A 20,115-nucleotide genomic window follows, 5' to 3' on the forward strand; every position below is an offset into this window, starting at 1 on the left:
AAGCCCCTGCATTAGCAGGGGCTCTTTTAAGTTTGTTATGGAAATGGTATTACATGATTGTAAATAATCTAGTAGAAGCAACAATTTGAGTTTATTGTTTCTTTGATTTCCATACCTTAATCAAAAACTTTGGAATCTTCAACATCCGTTTAAATCTAGTTGGTTGGGTGATTAAACGATGGAACCATTCGAGATTAAGTTTAAGGAAGATTTCTGGAGCTCGGTTGATATTGCCTGATAATATATCAAAGCTTCCACCGACCCCCATCATAACGGTATTTGAAAATTGATGGCGGTGTTCCGCGATCCACTCTTCTTGTTTTGGAGCACCAAGCGCTACAAAGATAAAATCTGGATCTAATGCTGCGGCTTTTTCAGCAACTTCATCTCCATTGCCATCGCCCCCATAGCCATCTGCAACTCCAACAATATTAATATGAGGATATAAAACCTTTGCTTTTTCAGCAGCCTGAGCCGCGATTCCTGGTTTCCCGCCATAAAAGAAGAAGCGATTGTGTCCTTCTTTAGATGTTCTTAAAAAGTCATGTACCAATTCATATCCAGGAACTCGTTCTTTTAAAGGTGTTCCAAGAATTTTTGAACCAATGACTACACCGATTCCATCTGCAACAACATAATTAGATTTCAATAAGTATTCTTCATATACTTTATTTTCTTTTGCGAGCATAATAATTTCGGGATTTGCAGTTACAATACAAATAGGGGTCTTTCCGTTTAACAACTCATCTTCAATATGATCTACAAACTCACTTTTTGTAGTATCTACTACAGGAATCCCTAAAACATCTATCTTCTTCATAATCGAACCTTTCTGCGTCCATAAGTTATATTTCTACCTATTATATACTATAAAAATTTTTCTTCAAACGAAGTACCATTGAGGGATAAAATCTTCAAGTATAACAAATATTCATTCATTATAACGCGGAGAATTAGCTAAAATATAACAGGTTGAAAAAACTAAAGTTAGAAGAAAATTATGCATGAAGGTGTTTTGTAAAAAAAGTTCATTTTTCTAAACAAAATTCACAATTTCTCATTCTATTCTAATGAATTTATGCTATGATAAACGTTGTGAAAATTGATTGGAATTTAATTATTAAATCCATTTTTGAAACTTTAGGTATGCTTTATCCGTCTATATATAATAGTATAAAAATTTTTACGAATGGAAGTGGATGTGAAGTGACGAATAATCGAAGATATCAACCTAAGAAAGCATCCATCAAAAGAATAGCTGTTTCCATTATTTTGTTAATTGCAGTTATTACGGGTGCATATATGCTCCTTACAAAGAATGACAAAGCAGCAAATGATAATGATCATATTAAAGTTCAAAATGTCCATAAAACAACGAAGAAAGAACCGAATAAAGAAAAAGACTCGGATAAGTCAGGTGAGGACTCCGGTTCTTCATCACGTTCAGAAGGAACTGTGACGAATGACGTTCCATCTAATAGCGATGGGGATACAACAACAAAAGATTCTACAGATGTAAGCATGCCTAAAAATGATACATCTGCTATTATTGCAAATGCTAAAACGCAAGTATATACAGTTTATACAGATTTACAACAAGGTTCAGGATTTTTATTCAATAAAAAAGGGGACATTATTACAAATGCCCACGTAGCAAAAGATGCCTCTTATGTATTTGTCACAAATGAACATGGTCAAGAATTTCGAGGACAAGTAATTGGTATTTCTAATAAAACAGATGTTGCCTTGATTAGAGTGCCAGAATTAGCCGGAAAGGACCCACTTGTTTTAGATACAGCAATGGCAAGGGTAAACACACCTGTTATTGCAATTGGTAGCCCTAATAACAAAGGCGGTACTGCAACAGAAGGTAAAATCACAAGTATTGGTGCTGAATTTACAGATGAATATACGTACAGTGGTCTTTATGAAATGACTGCACGATTACACTCTGGTTCAAGTGGCGGCCCATTAATTAACGCCCAAACAGGTAATGTAATAGGAATTAACTCCATTATTCTAACAGACCAACCTGAAATTGGTTATGCTATTCCGATTAGTAAAGTTATGTCACTCATAACCAATTGGTCAAACAAAGATGTCAAAATCGATATTGAAGATGATGCTGATTTTGAAGATAATCATAAAGAAGAAGCTTATTTAGGAAAAGATTTGATTGAACAGTATGTTGACGGTTATTACGAACTGTTCCCATATGCGATTAAAAACAAATCCCAAAATTATTATGAAACCTATATAATGCCAGGAAGTAGTGCGATTAACACTGCACAAAAAATGATTGAAAGTTACTCTACTAGCGAAAAGAAATATAAAAATTTACAACATACTATTGGTAATATAAATATTACCGATGAATATGCAACAGTAGAAGTGAACTCAACATTTGTTTATACAGATAAAGCAACAAAACAAGAACATAAATTAAATGAAACAATTATCTACACAATCGTCATTGATGATTATGGTGATTATCAATTTACGAATATCAAAGTTACTGCTTCATCTGATGATGGACAACAACAAACAAGCCCTGAAAGCCCTGATACGGGTGTAACTGAGCCTGAGAAAAAACCTGTTAATGTAAACAGCGACAATACCAATACAACAACGCAGGAGAAAAAAGAACCTATTAAAAAGCAAAGTGTTGATGAAGAAAAAAATAAACAAGATAGAAGTACCAGCAACACAGATGTAGATATATCAACTAATAATGAAATGACCCCACAATAAGAAAACATCATTCTTTGTGGGTAAAGGAGTAAAGGGGGTGACCCGTAAGTAGAAAACTTACAGGTCACCCCCTCTTTTTATAACTGCAATGTTCAAAATCCCTCTATACCTATGAACGAAAAAGGTAAAAGAATGAGCACTTATTCCAACCAGGTTCAAATTCTTACTAGAGAAGGTAGCCAATTAATGAACGCTTCGACAACCCAAATGAAGGCAATTGATCGAATTGTATTAGGAGCAGTTGGAAAGGTTGAAAAACTAAGTGGACAGTCAAAAGAAATATCAAAATTAGTTAAAGTGATTAACGAAATTGCCGATCAAACCAATCTATTAGCCTTGAATGCAGCGATTGAAGCAGCACGAGCTGGAGAAAATGGAAAAGGTTTTGCCGTAGTTGCTAATGAAGTAAAGAAACTTGCTGAACAAGTATCATACTCGGTCAAAGATATCTCTGAAATTATGGAGAAAATTCAAGATGAGACACAACAAGTAACACGATCATTACAATCTGGTTATGAAGAAGTAAATAAAGGGACAAATCAAATAACTCAAACAGAAGAAACATTCCATAAAATAAACACAGCGGTTATTAGTATGAATGATAATATCAAAGATGTGGCAAATACTTTAAATGACTTGACCGATTCATCGATTAAGATCAATACAGCAATTGACGATATTGCTGCTATTTCTCAAGAGTCATCTGCAGGTATAGAAGAAACAACTGCTACATTGGAACAAACCGCAAGTTCGATGCATGACCTAACTAGTGATTCAGAAGAATTAGCTAATTTAGCTACAAAACTACATCAACAAGTAAGATTGTTTAAACTTTAATTTTATAAGAGGTTGAGAACTCTCTATTGAATATCAATATATCTAACCCTAATAAGCTTCAGAACATAATTGTGCAGCGAAAATAGCTTAAAGTGAAAAAGTACAATAGCTATAAAAAGGTTGAATAATATCAGTAGGAGAGTTACTACTAAGTGATTTGCAAAGTAAAAATACGTCATGCAAATAATGAAAAAGAACAATAACTAAATCGATAAAAACGATAAGAAATATGAATCTATAAATAAAACCCCTAAATAAGAGACTTTATCAAAAGTCTTTTATTTAGGGGTTCATATTAGATGTTTAAATAGTTGGAAGTTTGATTTTTAAGATTAGATTAACGAACTGTACCGTAGCTGTGTACGTAGTATTTCCAGTAAGTGCTCATTGTTTGATATTGAACATGTGTACCAGCAGCATGTACTAGCATACCGTTTCCAGCATAAATAGCAACGTGTGTAATAGCACCGCCACCAACGTTGAAGAATACTAAATCACCAGGTTGAGGATTGTTCGTATATTTTACAGCAGCGCGTTGTGCACGGCTTGTACGTGGTAAAGAGATACCATTTTTAGCATAAACATAACGAGTAAAACCACTGCAGTCAAAGCCAGAAGGAGTAGTACCGCCATATACGTAAGGAGTACCAAGATATTTTTTACCTGTACTTACGATATTGCTTAAACCAACTTCTGATGATGTTTTCTTAACACCAGCACCTTTTTTAAGATATGCAGCTGACATCCAGCCTGTTTTACCTTGTACTGTCACCTTGAACCAAGTTTTTCCGTTTACAACTTTTTTATATTTAGCTGTTACAGTTTTATTTTTACCAATATACGCTAAAGCTTTTGAACTTGTAGAAGAGCTAGTACGTAATGTCAAGGAACTAGCAGTAACATGATATTTTCCGCTAATTTTAATTGCTGTAGAATTAGATACTTTTGTAATATCTTTTTCTACTTCATTAGTAGTTTTGACATTTTCTACTTTAGTAGAAGCTGTTTCGTCGTTTTCTGCAGCTTTTACATGTCCAAAGCTAATTGTTAATGCTAAAGTACTTGCAGCGATTGCTGTTAATAATGATTTCTTATTCATCTAATTCCTCCAACTATTTAACGATTTTTTATATAACTATTTAAACGATTGTTTTCAAATTTTTTATATTTACAAATATAACTTTATAGAAAATATGAATAGAAGACAATGCAATTTCATTTACAGTTATATTACAGTTATGTAACAAGTATCATAGATTCCGATTTTACTGGGATATTTCATTATTATTTGTCCTAAAAATAGCAGTAATTGATAAAAGAAAATGGGTCTATGACGTAATTTTACATAAGAAAAAGATACCTTTATGTCGTTTATAAAGGTATCTTACTAGCAAATAACTATAATATTACATATTGTTACAAAGGGTAAAAGTACGTGTTTACGAAATAGACTCGTTGGAATAATTAAAAAAGGAAAATTCAAACGAATGAGAAAATTTAGATAAAATTCCTCATTATAGTTCGGATTTACCATTAGCTAAGCTTCTTTTATCCTAGTTTGACACTTAATAAATTAATATTTTAAATCATAGAATCGTTTATAACTATCAAAATGGCTTTTCCAATATGAATTGTTGACAGAAGAAACTTGTACTTGGTCTCCACCGGCATGAACAAATTGACCATTACCGATATATATTCCTAAATGTGAGATTCCTTGTTTGTACGTGTTTTTAAAGAATACTAAGTCGCCTGCTTTAGGTGTCGAAACATAATAAGATCTCGCCTCGTAATCAGCAGCACTTGTTCGGATGATATTACTATATCCCGCTTTACTATAAACGTAGTAGATAAAACCGCTACAATCAAAACCACTTGGAGAAGAACCTCCCCATACATAAGGAACACCTTGGAAAGAAAGTGCTAGATTCATAGCTGTATTAACAACCTTTGATGATGATTGTTGACCAACAGTAGGATTGGAAACAGCAGTTGTATTTTCTTTTTTTTGTTGACTCGTTTTACCTGTATTTTTAACTGCTAATACTTGTCCTACACGAATTAGATTGGATGTTAAGCCGTTCCATGATTTTAGTTGAGTAACTGTGACTCCATATTTGTTTGCGATGGTAGATAACGTATCCCCTGCGACAACCGTATGTTTTGAAGTTGATGTAGAAGCGGTTGCTTTTTTCTGTGTACTATTAGAAGTGGTGCTTGAAGTTCCTTTGACAGGTATTGTCAATGTTTGGCCAACATAAATAATCTTATTTTTTATTTTATTTGTTTTTTCAATAGCTTCAATAGTCACTTTATATTTCGTAGCAATTTTAGCTAAATAGTCGCCAGCCTTTACTTTGTATGTAGTTGTTTTTACGTTTTTCGTAGAGCTAGATGATTCTTTGACTGTTTTAGTACTTGCTACTTTTACGGTTGACGAACCAGGAATCTTTAGAGTTTGCCCCACATATATTTTGTCGTTCTTTAGTCCATTAGCTTTCATAAGAGAAGACAAAGTAATATTATGTTGAGCAGCAATTTTAGCTAAATAGTCGCCGGCCTTTACTTTATATGTAGTTGCAAGTGTTGTCTTATTTTTATTGGAAGTAGTAGTGCTAACTTTTGTAATAGCTTTGCTACTCGTTTTAATACTTTGTCCAACGTAAATAACATCGGAAGAGAGATGGTTTAATTTCTTAATGTTAGATACTGTTGTATTTGTTTTTTGAGCGATTAAAGACAAAGAGTCTCCGCTTTTCACTTTATATGTATAGGTACTTGCTTGTGCGTCTTGAGAGTTAAGGACAAATGCAGCAGCTCCTACTGCTAGAACAGAACATACAGCTTTTTTCACAAAAATCACTCCTTTAGTTGGATTTGAACGTACAGGCTTTTGCTATCTACATTGTAGATAAAAACAGAAAATAAAACAATATTCATATAAAAAAGGGTAAATTTGATAGAAATATAATTAAAAAATACTGTATATTTGAATCTTTTATAGGTTAAAATCACTATCAAAATTACTGTTTTTTTGTCGTAATTTGCATTATTAATGATTTTACTGTCTAAATATAGAAAAAAGAGTGCTATTTTGGTTGGATTTAGCACTCTTTTAATCGTTTACTATAATTTAAATAATTGAACACTCTTACTTAAAGAATCAGCCATATTACTTAATTCTTCAATAGAAGCAGTAATTTCCTCAATGATTGCATGTTGTTCTTCAGATAAACCTGCAATATGCTGTGTTTTGTCATTTGTATCTTGTGAAATCGTATTAACATGTTCCAGTGACGCTGCGGTTTCTTGGGAAGCTGCAGTGATTTCTACTGTTACGTTAGATACTTCTTGGATATCTTTTGATAGAGTCAAAGAAGTTTCGTAGATATCCCGGAATGCTGCTCCTGTAGTTTGAATACTTTTATAGACAAGTTCTGCATGATCATTTACTGTTTGCATCTGCTCGACTGTTTTGTTCATACTTTGGTGGATACCTAGAGTTGTTTCGCGAATTTCATTTGCTGAACGAGTGGACTCTTCTGCTAATTTTCGTACTTCATCAGCAACAACTGCAAACCCTTTTCCGTGTTCGCCAGCACGTGCAGCTTCGATTGCTGCATTTAGTGCCAATAAGTTAGTCTGATCTGAGATACCCGTAATAGTTGTTACCATAGTATTAATCTTTTGAGAGCTACCTGCTAATTCAATCAGTGAGTTTTGAGTTGCTTCAATGGAACTTTGAATTTCCTTCACTAACTTTACAGTTGATTCGAGATTTTTTCCTCCGTAGACGGTCTTATCTGTAGCTACTGTGGCAGAATTCGAGACCATCGTTGCTGTTTCAGCAACGGAAGCAACTTGGTCTGCAACAAGATTCATAGAATTAGTGCCGTTTAGTACATACTCCATTTGAGTATTAGCATCCAATGCGAGTTGGTCAATTTTTTCGCTCACTTGTTTAGTGGCAGAGCTTGTTTGTTCTGTACTAGCATAAAGCTCTTCGGAAGAGGCAGCTAATTGCTCACTCGTTAGTTTTACTGTTTTAATGATTTGTTTTAAATTGCTATACATGTTATTGAATGCTTCTGCAAGCTGACCAATCTCATCTTTTGAATGGTTATTTAAAGAATCTAAGGTTAGATTTCCGTTGGCAATCTCAGATGCTAAGGTTGTCATATTTTTTAAAGGTCGAATCTTCTTCGCTAATAATAAAAGGAGCATAACTAAGTAGATCAGTACAAGAGCTACTATAATCGAAGTTACAATTACACTATTTTGGACATTATTATTCGCTTGTTCTACTTTTTTTAATGTCCATGAAGAAAGAGCTTTATCAAAATTTGAAACAGAATTATTGACATTATCTTTTAAAAGACTATATTCATTTCCATAAAGTAAATCCTTGGCTCTATCTGTTTCTCCTTTTTGCATTAGTAAAGAAGCTTGTTCTTCAATCATTTTTAGATGAGCCGATTGTTGAAGTGCATATTCGGCTAAGGCTAATGTTTCTTTTGGTAGGTGGTGATTTTTTAGTTGTTTGAGCGTCTTATTAGTATCGAGCGTTTCTTTTTCTTCTCGTTGATAAGCTCGTAAAGAACGGTTAGATTCTGTTTCTGTGTATGTACGGATATTAGATGACTTTGCTTCAATGTTTTGCATTAATTTTATAGCAATTTGTCCATCCTGTTGGTTAATATTAAATGCATTCGTTTGTTCAGATAAACTTTTTCCTAAATGCCCAATGCTTAAAGTAGTTAAGATAAGTAATATAACTGCGATGATTATTGAGTATTTAATCATACTACGGATTTTCATGTAGTCACTCCTAGTTTATATATTAATCTATTATTTATAACGATAAGCATTTGCTCTGTGGGTTGGCTTTTGGATTTTATTAAACCAGATTTTATCTTTTTCTTCTTGTGCAAGTGTACTAGTTATAGAGTTTGCGCAGTGTCTACAGATTTTAGCGTGATTCGTTATTCTTCCACATCTTTCACATGGTGCGCCAAGATTAGGGAAAAGACTATTTTTTAATCTACCTGTTTTTACCCATTTGTAGATTAATTCTGGCGGAATCCCTGTTCGTTCAATAACTTCATCATTAGATAGAATACGATTATTTTTTCTCAGTAAAAAATGAACAACTTCAGAGAAAATAACATCCTCATTTGCATCCGGTTGAATTTTCATATTAAACATCTTCAATCTCTCCCTTAGCTCGTAATATGAGTTTGCTATGATCAATCGCATTATTGTATTTATAATCTTCCCAACGATTACGCGCTATTTTTTGATATTTGGCAGAAACGTCTCTTCCAGAAATCAGTTGAGAAAATCCTTTTTTCGCTTCCTCAATATCCCCTATACGAAGGCTTAGTTCGGCATACAAATATTGAAGCTTTTCTTCGCCTTCTTTATTGGACGCAAAAGATTTACTGTAAAATTCTCTAGCTGCTTGAAGATATCGCATTTCAGATTGTGAATCTTTTTTTAATCTGTATAGCCATGCAATTTTTATCGCAAAATTGGCCATAATAAGAGGCTCCTCCATAGAAGCTCTTGACACTAAATAAGCTAACTTAAAGCTAGCAATAGCATCCTCAAGTGACCGCACTTCGCAAATATTCATCGGTTTTTGCAATTCTTTAATATATATTTCTTTAATAAGTTGCATGAAAGGTCCAAAAGTACGTGTCATTGATTTGTGATAAGCATACCCGCAATGAGGGCAAACAGAGACTTCATATAGTATCGGATTTAATCCCTCATAAATAGGCATAAAATCAGTATCTTGATCGACTACTTTATAACGATTTGGTCGTACTTTGTAAGTCGTGAACTTTTTTTTGCAACAACAGCATTCAATTTTACTTTCGTAATAATATATATTAAATCCCACTTGAAACATCTCCTTTATCCTACAATAACGGACAGGGCAGTATTACCCACCAACTGTTCCTAGCAGCCTAGTGAGTTCAGACATCCTTAAATTGTAATTATATCTATAGTGAAATCCGAGAATAATATAAATTACATAAACAAATTCATTGAGTATGTAATGATTATTTTTTACTATATTATCATATTTATTTAGTCAAATATCAATGATAATATATTACAATTTGTAGTATAAAGGTAATGTGTATTATAAAACAAAAGAATTAATTTGTAAATCTTTGGTTGTTGTTAGTTTATGAAGTTATGATTAAAAGGGGAAATTATAACTATTTAAAAATATACTTTTTATCTATTGATTAATGAGAAATAAGAGGAGACTTTATAAGAAATCGCAAAGTACCGCAAACAAGGGGATTGGCGGTACTTTGCAGAGCTGAGGAGGTTAATTGTTCCGTGTTTATAGAGTTTTTATTTCAAAGTTAGAAATAAGCAATAACAATTGGATAGTGAAATCAAATAAGCAAAATCACTATAGTACAAGCATAGCCAAAATAATAAAATTCGAAACATCTAGGACAATATTTTTTTGAATGTAACAATGTGCAAGTTGTAAAAAAGTAAAACAATTCTATTAGGTATATTTCCGTATGAAATCAATAGAAGTATGAATATAGAAAACACCTCTACAATATCATCATGCAGAGGCGTTTCTTCTATATAAATATTTATATATTAATCTAGTAATCTTAACTTATTTGTTTTTCTTTCAAATTTTCAACTTTATACACGCGACCATAATCGTCCTTGTAAACAATATGTTCGCTATTAAATTTGGTTGGTGAGTCTAAACCAGCTGCTGCAGCTACTCTAAATAGACCTTCACGCATAGTAATAATGTAGTTAGTTACACGGAATTTTTTCTCTTCAACAATAAGACCATTTTGTAATTTAGGATCAGTTGTTGCAACGCCAGCTGGACATTCGTTCGTATGACAACGTTGTGCCATGATACATCCAACTGAAATCATAAATCCACGAGCTACGTTTATAAGATCTGCACCTAAGCCAAGAATGACTGCAGCACGGTCTGCAGTAATAATTTTACCAGAAGCGATAATTTTCACACGGTCACGTACACCGTATTTAATAAGGGCATCATGTAAAAGAACAAGGCTTGAGTGAATAGGAAGACCAACGCTATCTGCTAAGTCTTGGAATGTTGCACCTGTACCGCCTTCAGCACCATCGATTGTGATAAAGTCTGGACCTTTACCTGTTTCTTTCATATAAGAAGCAAGAGCTTCTGCATCATCAGGACTACCAATAACAATTTTAATACCAACTGGAAGACCGCCGACTTCTCGAACTTGGTCGATAAATTTAAATAGTGATGGGAAGTCATTGAATTGATGGAAACGGTTTGGACTATTGATAGTTTTGTGTGGTTCGACATTACGGATTTTCGCAATTTCTTCCGTAACTTTATCTGCTTCTACGTGACCACCACGAGTTTTTGCACCTTGCGCTAGTTTTAACTCGAATGCTTTAACTTGAGGAATCGCCGCTTTTTCCTTTAGTAATTCAAAGCTAAATTCTCCGTCTTTTGTACGATAACCAAATAATCCTGAACCAATTTGGGCGATTATATCTGCACCACCAGCTAAATGATAATCTGAGATACCACCTTCACCAGTATTCATCCAAGATCCTTTTGCCATACTAATACCTTTTGATAAAGCGGTAATAGCATTTTTTCCTAGTGCACCATAACTCATCGCAGATTGACCGACTAAACTACGTACGTGGAAAGGTTCACGACAATTTGGTCCAATTACAATGGCATCTTCTTCAGGAAGCAGCCATGGTTTAACTGTAACTTTTTCTGTATGTTCTTTACGATTAAACAATCCATCAGAATCAATCACATATTTTTGAGTATCTACAGTTTGACTTTGATCGACACGCATTTCTTCTACTTGTTTTGTGAACATAGCGTTACGAATATAGAAACCTGCTTCTTCAAAATTACGTTTTGAACCATATCCTATGACAGAACCTAAGTATTTCCCAGGTAATACGACATGTAAAAAGTCTTCTCGACTAAAAGGCTTACCTTTATGGTCATCATCGAACAAATATTGTCGAAGTTCTGGACCGACTTTTTCAGTCATGTAACGCATTCTACCAAGAACCGGGAAATTCCGTAAAATAGCATGTTGTTTTTGCTTACGGTCTAATACATATAGAGTAAATACTAATATTGCAGGAATAATAACAAAAATAGTAATTAAAATTAATAAAATAGTTGAAATCATTTTTAAACCTCCGAAAAGCCTCATTAATCAAACTTTGTGTCAAATTTATGAATCTATCTCAATTGCGTATTAAATATATCACAATTCGAGATAGATTCAAGTGTTTAGATTAAAAAGTGTATTTATTAAAGAAAACACTTGAAAACGCTTACTTTAAACAGAAGATTTATACCCATTAAAGAATAGTGTGATTACCCTAAATCTGGTACAAATTCAACCTTAGAGTGTAAGTGTAGAGATTGAATATGGGATGTACCTCTATAATTAGATATATGTGACTTAAGCGGATTGGTGTCTAATCTTAATTTATAAAAGAAAAAGACTGTAAACTACTCTTAATTGGAGTGTGTTTACAGTCTTTTTTTCTATTTAAAATTTATTGGTTGTGTAATTTATTTTTTTTGCATCAATGAAATGACATAACCTACGATTGCACCAATAAGAGCAGGTATTAGCCAGCCAATCCCTGTAGAGTATAGTGGGATTTGGTTTAAGAAGTTTTCATAACCAGTAAAAGTGATTTTAGCTTGTTTAAGACCATCGTAAATACTTACTAAAGCTGTGAAAATCATTGCTGTAATATAAACAGCACGTGCATCATTGAACCATTTTGCAGCAAGAGTTAAGACCATTAGAACAATTGCTAGTGGATAAATAGCAAGTAGTACAGGTAAAGAGATGGTGATCAATTGTTCAAGCCCGATATTTGCTACGAAAGTTGAGAAAATCGTGAAAACCCATACCCATCCTTTATAAGAAATAGAAGGGAAGATTTTATGGAAGAACTCAGATGATGCAGTCATTAAGCCGATTGATGTTGTTAAACAAGCTAGTAGAATGACAGCTGTTAATAAGATATTACCGAATTGACCATATAGGATGTTTGCAGATTTTGTAATGATATCAGCACCGTTGTCGAATGCACCAATTGTTTGGAAACTTGATGAACCAATATAACCAAGAGAAAGATAAACAAGAGCTAGTCCAGCTGCAGCGATAAATGCAGCGAAAATTGTTGTTTTCACAACTGTTGGTTTGTGCGTAATATTTTTACCTTTTAATGCTTCTACAATGACAATTCCAAAGATTAATGCTGCTAGGAAATCCATTGTTAAGTAACCTTGAACGAAACCTTCACCAAATGGATTTGATACGTATTTACCGACTGCTTTTCCAGCTCCGTCCATCGGTGTCACGATTGCTTTTATAGCAAGTGCAGCGATAACAACTAAAAGTGCAGGAGTAAGAATTTTACCTACTCGGTCAATTAACTTACTTGGGTTCAATGCGAAGAACATAGTAATTGCAAAGAAAATGATTGAAAAGATTAATAATGGCCAAAATGATGCTGCAGATGCTTCTGACAAATAAGGTTTAACACCTAACTCATAAGAAACTGTACCCGTACGAGGCATTGCGAAGAATGGTCCAATCGCAAGATATACAATTGCTGTGAAGATTACACCGAATAGTGGACTAATACGGCCCGCCATATCTTGTAATTCACCGCCTGATTTGGCAACTGTAATAACCCCTAATAATGGAAGACCTACACCAGTTACTAAAAAACCAATTATAGCTAAAACAAAATGTTCGCCTGATTGTTGTCCTAATAGAGGAGGGAAGATAATGTTACCGGCACCTAGGAATAATGCGAAAAGCATGAACCCAACCGATATTTTTTCCCAAAGAGAAAGATGTTGATTTTGCATAATAAGACTCCTTTTATAATGTTCTGCGTGTAATCTCTAGTAATTTATATGAAATTATTACGCTATTTGGAATAAGGTGATTAAATATTCGTTGTTATCTGAAAATTCTAATTACAACAGTTTTAAAAAGGTACTTGAATAGATTAACATGAATATGTCTATAATGGAACCTTAAATTTTATTTAAAAAGTGAAAATTTATATTAATTAAGTTAAATATTCTAAAATAAAAGAAAATTTAGAATGAATAAATTATGAAGAGGGTGTAAAGATTATTTTAATAATGGATTGATATGAAGAGAAGTGGACCAAAGTCGAGAAATGTTTGAGGATTCGTGACTTAAATTGCTGTAAGGGCGAATACAATTCAAAAAAGAGCGAATAAAACGAAGGTAGGAGCGAATAAAATCCCCAAATTAGCGAATAAACCATAGGAAAGAGCGAATAAACTGCTCTTCGTTAATAATCCAGTCAATAGAATGTTATTAAATTTACATAATTTCATCTCCTAACAGATGTGTTAGGAGATTTTTATGTGCAATAATTCAGCCAAGTGTGAATTCGATAAAAAGTAATGATTAAATAGTCAGATTCATAGTAAAAATTGGTTGTGTCATATTCGTAATTTGGCTCTATAATCATATATGTAAAGTTGTTAAACACATAGAATTGCATAAAACTTAAAATTTGATGCAACCTTTTAAGCATTTCTTGTGTTTTATTAGAGTAAGATTTAAATAGTATGATTATAGTGATGGACAAACAAATTACTTGAAAGAGAGTGTTATTTTCTAGAAATCATGCTATAATACTTTTTGTATTCAATGATAACTAGCATTTGAATGCGTTTTTTATTGCGCGTTTATTAATATACGTAGAGTTTATAAGGAGGATGGGTAATATATGAATTACCTAGCATTAGTTGTAGCCTTTGTCGCTTCAATTCTTTTGACTCCGCTTGTTAAACGACTCGCATTTCGAATTGGTGCAGTAGATAAACCAAACTATCGTAAAGTGCACGATCATGTTATGCCACGACTTGGTGGATTAGCTATTTTCTTAGCTTTTCTAATTGGTATAGTTGTAGCACAACCTATGGATAAATCAATGATTGCCATTTTAATCGGAGGCTTTGTTATTATCGTGACAGGCGTCCTTGATGACATGCTTGAAATTTCTCCAAAAGCTAAATTGATTGGGCAAACTGTTGCCGCTGCAATCGTTATTTTCTTTGGTGGTGTTCAAATTGACTTTATCAATTTACCTTTCGACGGAAAATTAGACTTTGGTTATTTAAGCATTCCATTAACTTTAATTTGGATTATTGGTATTACGAATGCGATTAACTTAATAGATGGATTAGATGGCCTTGCAGCCGGTGTTTCCACAATTGCATTAATCACACTTGCAGCTATGGCATTCATAATGGGTAATGTTTTTGTATTAGTGATGGCTTTGATTCTTGCAGCAAGTACATGTGGTTTCTTATTTTATAATTTCCACCCTGCGAAAATTTTCATGGGTGATACCGGGGCTTTGTTCCTTGGATTTATGATTTCTGTTTTAGCTTTACTTGGATTTAAAAACGTAACTTTTGTTTCATTAGTTGTTCCTATTGTTATGTTAGGTGTTCCAATTTCAGATACTTTCTTCGCTATTGTGCGTCGTTTGTTAAACAAACAACCACCATTTAGCCCAGATAAATCTCACTTGCATCACCGCTTGATGAGTATTGGTTTTACTCATCGCCAAACAGTATTACTTATTTATGGGATCGCTGCAATGTTCGGGTTAGCAGCAATTACATTCTCAATGGCAAAAGTTTGGGGAGCAATTCTTCTCATCACTGTAATTCTTGTAGTAATTGAGTTATTTGTCGAAGTGATTGGACTAGCTGGACAAAATTATCGCCCATTGTTAAACCTTGTTCGAAAAAAATAATCTTAAAATATACTAGAGTGTGCTAAAAGTTTTGACCTTTTAGTTACACTCTTTTTTATTTTGTGGATAAGTATTGGATGGAGATTGACCAATTCATCAGTGATGGTAGAGGATAATGTGGATAAAGCTGTGGGATTGTGGATAATTTCAAAATATTTTAAATATTAATATCTTAATAGAATTAAATATACCTCTGAAAGGGGAGTGACTTTGAAGGGAAATAAAAGCATCAGAAAAGGAAATAAACACTGCTGAAAAAGAAATAAAAGCCTCTGAAAAGGTAATAAAACCCTTTAAAAAAGAAATAAACCTCCTCTAAAAAGAAATAAATCCCTTCATCTATGTTGCTTTCACCGAGTAACTTCATTTTCTAACGTTATTCGCTCTCTCGGTAGTTTTATTCGCTCCTTCTGTGATTTTATTCGCTCTCTCGCTTCGTTTATTCGCTCCATTTTAAATTGTATTCGCCCTTACAGCAATTTACGTCTTCAAAAACCTCAGTTCAAAAAGAGAACCGAACCATAAATAAAAAAGCATCCAATAGAAAAACTATTAGATGCTTATTATTCGTTATCATTAGATTAATTATTCGAATTGTAGTCTGAGCTGTAACTGCTACTAGAACCAGATCCACTATAAGTACTACCAGAACCGCTATAAGAACTAGATTGTTGACTGGAATTATATTCGCTACTACTGTTGTTCGTATCTGTCTGAGTACCGTCTGTCGAATTATCTTGTGTGTTTAAGTCATTTTCAGTTAAACCTAAATGTTTTTGAAGCGTTTGTTTGATTTCAGCAAGATTATTTGTATCTAATTTGTAGTAGTAAACGCCAGTTGACATATCGTCGTAACCTTTTAAAGATAGTGAGTCAACTTTTGGCATACCACCTTTAATATAAGCGGCAAGTGATTTCATCTCATCGAAAGTCATGTTCGTTTTCATATTGTTGCCGACTGCAGCTAATATATCATCATATTTTGTTAATGATGTTACGGATGATGCCTTTTTAATAATAGCTTCTAAAATCATCTGTTGGCGTTCTCCGCGTTTGATATCGCTATCTTGATGTCGCGTACGTGCAAGTGCTAATGCTTCACGACCATTGAGTAATTGCTTACCAGGTTTTAAGTTGACTGTTCGTTTGTCGTTTTCATCAAGTTCATGTAATGCATAAGGTACGTTAACTTTAATACCACCAAGTGCATCGACAATTTCGATAAATGCATCAAAGTTTAAACGATAGTAGTAATCTACAGGAACGTTTAATAAATTTTCTACTGTATCAATTGTTGCTTGTGTCCCACCGTATGCATGTGCATGAGTGATTTTATCTTCATGACCTACATAAGGAATGTAAACATAGGAGTCACGTGGAATACTTAGTAATTTAACTGATTTATCTTTGTTGTTTAAAGTGGCAAGCATTAAGGCATCTGAACGAGAATGATCAGAACCTTGTTCACGAGCTTCGCTATCATCAATACCAACAAAAAGTATTGAGATATTATCTTTTAATGGTTCAACTTTTTCTTCTCTCAAAGCAGATTTCTCTCGGGTATTACTTGTATCGTAAGCTTTGTTTGCTGCTTTTTCACCTTGTTTGAAAAGATAAAAGGCATATGACCCGGTCGCTATAACTGCTAATATTAAAAGAACTAAAAAGGTTTTTAAGACGGGATGTTTCTTTTTTTTCTTTTTAAGGGACTTTTTCTCCTTTTTCGCTTGTACTCTTGAATTTGTCATATATAATCTCCTCTAATTTAGGAATACTAATCTACAGAATTGTATTGACACAGTGTATTTGACGCTCTTTTTAAAATAAAGTTGCTACATTTCGTGTAGCGAATTTAATTATACTATGGAGAATTGAATCAGTAAAATTAATTTTTAGTTATTTTTTGTCAAATTCTAAAAATAACATGTCTTCATTTGTTATAATAGCTTGTCCATTTGTCATATTTGTAAGCCACTCGGTAAATGGAGTTTCTTCTTCTTTTGGAACAAAGACATAAAATTCGACATGATCTGCGTAATTTATATCATTTAAAATATAGGAAGAATTTCGAATTTCATTTTCAAGTTTCCCTAACCAAACATACTCTACAGTTACCTTCATAAGATGATGAAGACGTCTTTCGACAACACCACTAGCATCAATTCCAGCAGTAGTTGCTTTTCCGTAGGCACGGACTAATCCTCCTGCTCCTAATTTAATGCCACCAAAGTAGCGTGTAATAACAACTACTGTATCTTTTAAGTGTTGCTTCTTTAATACTTCTAAAATGGGAACGCCAGCTGTGCCACTTGGCTCACCATCATCGTTTGCTTTTTGAATTTGGTCATGTTCTCCGATTAAATAAGCTGAGCAATTGTGCGTAGCTGAATAGTGCTCTTTTTTTATAAATTGTATAAAATCAAGTGCCTCTTGTTCAGTTTCGACTCGTTTACAATTTGCGATAAATCTTGATTTTGAGATAATAATTTCACTGTTTCCAAGGGTTTTTAGTGTTAAATAATTTTTTCTCATGGTAAACTCCTTCTTACTAGGTATTATATAATGAAACCTTTGACATCGTATTGACATCATAATTTAATAGTCTCAGGTCGGATAAATGATATAATAAATTTAGGGTCACAGTAGTAAAGATATATTTTTGTGTATAATTTTAATAAGTATTATTTATTCTAAATGTAGCACAAAGTGTAAGGGTGATGTGAATGATAAATGATAAAATTGATTTGAAATCATTAGATCTGATCTTCAATCGTATGGTAAAAACGATAGATGAATCAAAAAATGACATCTTTACGATTAGTGAGCAAAGTCGACGAACTTTTGATGAAATGAAATTAGAATTAGAGGAAGTTCGTTATAAAATAGAGAATTTAATATCTGAAAACGATGTATTAGAAGCTAAATCTAGACTTTCGAGACGACGACTAGCTGAAGTATCCAAGAATTTCAAGATATTTTCAGAAGAAGAAATTCACAAAGTTTATGACCAAGCAAACCAAATACAAATTCGCTACTCTATTCTCCAAGCTGAAGAAAAACAACTGAGAGAAAAAAGAGACGATTTAGAAAGACGTATGAAAAGCTTACTTGATACAATTGAAAGAGCTGATCATTTAGTCAATCAAGTGAATGTAGTTCTAAATTATCTAACTTTTGACCTTAAGCATATTGGCCCAGCACTTGAGAATGCTAAGATGAAAGAAGATTACACAATCAAAATTATCGAAGCAACAGAAGAGGAAAGAAAGCGAATCTCAAGAGAAATACATGATGGCCCAGCACAAATGTTAGCCAATGTATTATTGAGAACTGATTTAATCAATCGTACTTATAAAGAAAGAGGCATTGAAGAAGCGCTTCAGGGAATATTAGAGTTAAAAGATATGGTTCGCGATGCTTTACATGAGGTCAGAAGAATTATCTATGATTTGAGGCCTATGGCTTTAGACGACCTAGGTATTGTACCGACTTTAAAGAAATATTTAAAAACTGTTGAAGAATATAAACAAAATAGCAATGTACATTTTAATTCGATTGGTGAGCCTATTCGCATAGGTACAAATTACGAAGTAGCAATCTTTAGATTGGTTCAAGAATGTGTTAACAACGCTATTAAACACGGTAAATCCCATGATGTATGGGTGAAATTTGAGTGGCTTAAAGAACACGTCAATATTACTATTAAGGATAATGGTTCAGGATTCGATACTGATATTGTCAAAAGAAATTCGTTTGGTATTATAGGAATGCGTGAAAGAGTCGAACTGCTTAACGGAGAGATGAAGCTATCTTCAGTTAAAAACGAAGGCACCCACATTACTTTTATAATCCCTATTGGACAACAAAAAAACTATAAAAAAACGAACTAATTTAGGAGGAAATTTTCATGACGAAAATTGTTATTGTAGATGATCACCAACTATTCCGTGAAGGAGTCAAAAGAATTTTAGATTTCGAAGATTCTTTTGATGTGGTAGCAGAAGGTGATGACGGTCAAGATGTTATCCGTCTTTATAATGAATATCAACCAGATGTAGTATTAATGGATATTAATATGCCACAAAAAAATGGTGTGGAAGCTACTGCTGAACTTTTAGAAAAATACCCTGATGCAAAAGTAATTATCCTTTCAATCCATGATGATGAATCTTATGTTTCACATGCATTGAAATCTGGCGCACTAGGCTATATGCTAAAAGAAATGGATGCAGATGAAATCGTAGAAGCTATTAAAATCGTGGCTGCTGGTGGTTCATACCTACATCCGAAAGTAACAAAAAATTTAGTTGCTGAATACCGTCGCCTAAGTGAACGTGAAAATAAAGGCTCATTCCACCAAACAGAAATTCGTCGTCCATTCCACTTACTTACAAAGCGTGAATGTGAAGTACTTCAACTACTAACAGATGGTCAAAGTAACCGAGCTATCGGTGAAACGCTATTCATTTCCGAAAAAACCGTTAAAAACCATGTATCAAGCATTCTTCAAAAAATGAATGTAAACGACCGTACACAAGCAGTTGTAACAGCTATTAAAAATGGTTGGGTAGAAGTTCGATAATTTTATTTATATCTTGATAAGGCTAGAGTAACTGGAATTATAACCGTTGCTCTAGCTTTTTTACTTTTTATACA

The 20,115-nt window shown here is 33.4% G+C and carries 15 protein-coding genes; 5 read left to right on the forward strand and 10 right to left on the reverse strand.

What is annotated here, in order from left to right:
- Positions 1-91: 91 nt before the first annotated feature.
- Entirely contained in the window at positions 92-820 is a 729-nt protein-coding gene (locus tag D1606_RS08555) for a WecB/TagA/CpsF family glycosyltransferase (protein WP_119415594.1), read from the reverse strand.
- 386 nt (positions 821-1,206) lie between these two features.
- Between D1606_RS08555 and D1606_RS08560 the strand changes: the two genes are divergently transcribed.
- Positions 1,207-2,751, forward strand: a complete 1,545-nt coding sequence (locus D1606_RS08560; RefSeq protein WP_158582342.1) for a S1C family serine protease — start codon at positions 1,207-1,209, stop codon at positions 2,749-2,751.
- 186 nt (positions 2,752-2,937) lie between these two features.
- A complete protein-coding gene (locus D1606_RS08565) occupies positions 2,938-3,588 on the forward strand; it encodes a methyl-accepting chemotaxis protein (protein WP_158582343.1) in 651 nt (216 codons plus the stop codon).
- A 337-nt stretch (positions 3,589-3,925) separates the two neighbouring features.
- On the opposite strand, the gene D1606_RS08570 is transcribed toward D1606_RS08565, so the two are convergent.
- The 7 genes from D1606_RS08570 to brnQ all read right to left on the reverse strand — a co-directional run bounded on the left by D1606_RS08570 (position 3,926) and on the right by brnQ (position 13,519).
- Positions 3,926-4,687, reverse strand: coding sequence for a C40 family peptidase (locus tag D1606_RS08570; protein ID WP_119415597.1), 762 nt, complete (start codon positions 4,685-4,687; stop codon positions 3,926-3,928).
- A gap of 474 nt (positions 4,688-5,161) precedes the next feature.
- Complete coding sequence (locus D1606_RS08575) at positions 5,162-6,442, reverse strand: C40 family peptidase (protein ID WP_158582344.1); 1,281 nt, start codon at positions 6,440-6,442, stop codon at positions 5,162-5,164.
- A gap of 272 nt (positions 6,443-6,714) precedes the next feature.
- Positions 6,715-8,406, reverse strand: a complete 1,692-nt coding sequence (locus D1606_RS08580) for a methyl-accepting chemotaxis protein (protein ID WP_119415599.1) — start codon at positions 8,404-8,406, stop codon at positions 6,715-6,717.
- Between the two features lie 30 nt (positions 8,407-8,436).
- Positions 8,437-8,793, reverse strand: coding sequence for a hypothetical protein (locus D1606_RS08585; RefSeq protein ID WP_119415600.1), 357 nt, complete (start codon positions 8,791-8,793; stop codon positions 8,437-8,439).
- Entirely contained in the window at positions 8,786-9,493 is a 708-nt protein-coding gene (locus tag D1606_RS08590; protein ID WP_119415601.1) for a DUF2225 domain-containing protein, read from the reverse strand. The genes D1606_RS08585 and D1606_RS08590 overlap by 8 nt, the downstream gene beginning before the upstream one ends.
- Before the next feature lie 745 nt (positions 9,494-10,238).
- Positions 10,239-11,807, reverse strand: a complete 1,569-nt coding sequence (locus D1606_RS08595; protein ID WP_119415602.1) for an FMN-binding glutamate synthase family protein — start codon at positions 11,805-11,807, stop codon at positions 10,239-10,241.
- Between the two features lie 392 nt (positions 11,808-12,199).
- Positions 12,200-13,519, reverse strand: coding sequence for a branched-chain amino acid transport system II carrier protein (gene brnQ, locus D1606_RS08600; RefSeq protein WP_119415603.1), 1,320 nt, complete (start codon positions 13,517-13,519; stop codon positions 12,200-12,202).
- A 902-nt stretch (positions 13,520-14,421) separates the two neighbouring features.
- Between brnQ and D1606_RS08610 the strand changes: the two genes are divergently transcribed.
- On the forward strand, positions 14,422-15,459 hold the full coding sequence (locus D1606_RS08610; RefSeq protein WP_119415605.1) for a glycosyltransferase family 4 protein: 1,038 nt from the start codon (positions 14,422-14,424) through the stop codon (positions 15,457-15,459).
- Between the two features lie 581 nt (positions 15,460-16,040).
- On the opposite strand, the gene D1606_RS08615 is transcribed toward D1606_RS08610, so the two are convergent.
- Together D1606_RS08615 and D1606_RS08620 are read right to left on the reverse strand one after the other, a co-directional pair.
- Complete coding sequence (locus D1606_RS08615) at positions 16,041-17,207, reverse strand: LCP family protein (RefSeq protein WP_119415606.1); 1,167 nt, start codon at positions 17,205-17,207, stop codon at positions 16,041-16,043.
- Positions 17,208-17,355: 148 nt separating this feature from the next.
- Entirely contained in the window at positions 17,356-17,991 is a 636-nt protein-coding gene (locus tag D1606_RS08620; protein ID WP_119415607.1) for a YigZ family protein, read from the reverse strand.
- Positions 17,992-18,182: 191 nt separating this feature from the next.
- Here D1606_RS08620 and D1606_RS08625 point away from each other — a divergent pair, with 191 nt between their 5' ends.
- Together D1606_RS08625 and D1606_RS08630 are read left to right on the forward strand one after the other, a co-directional pair.
- Positions 18,183-19,349, forward strand: coding sequence for a sensor histidine kinase (locus tag D1606_RS08625; RefSeq protein WP_119415608.1), 1,167 nt, complete (start codon positions 18,183-18,185; stop codon positions 19,347-19,349).
- Between the two features lie 17 nt (positions 19,350-19,366).
- A complete protein-coding gene (locus tag D1606_RS08630) occupies positions 19,367-20,041 on the forward strand; it encodes a response regulator transcription factor (protein ID WP_119415609.1) in 675 nt (224 codons plus the stop codon).
- Positions 20,042-20,115: the final 74 nt, after the last annotated feature.

Origin of the sequence: Rummeliibacillus sp. POC4 (assembly GCF_003576525.1) — a bacterium.
Taxonomy (GTDB): domain Bacteria; phylum Bacillota; class Bacilli; order Bacillales_A; family Planococcaceae; genus Rummeliibacillus.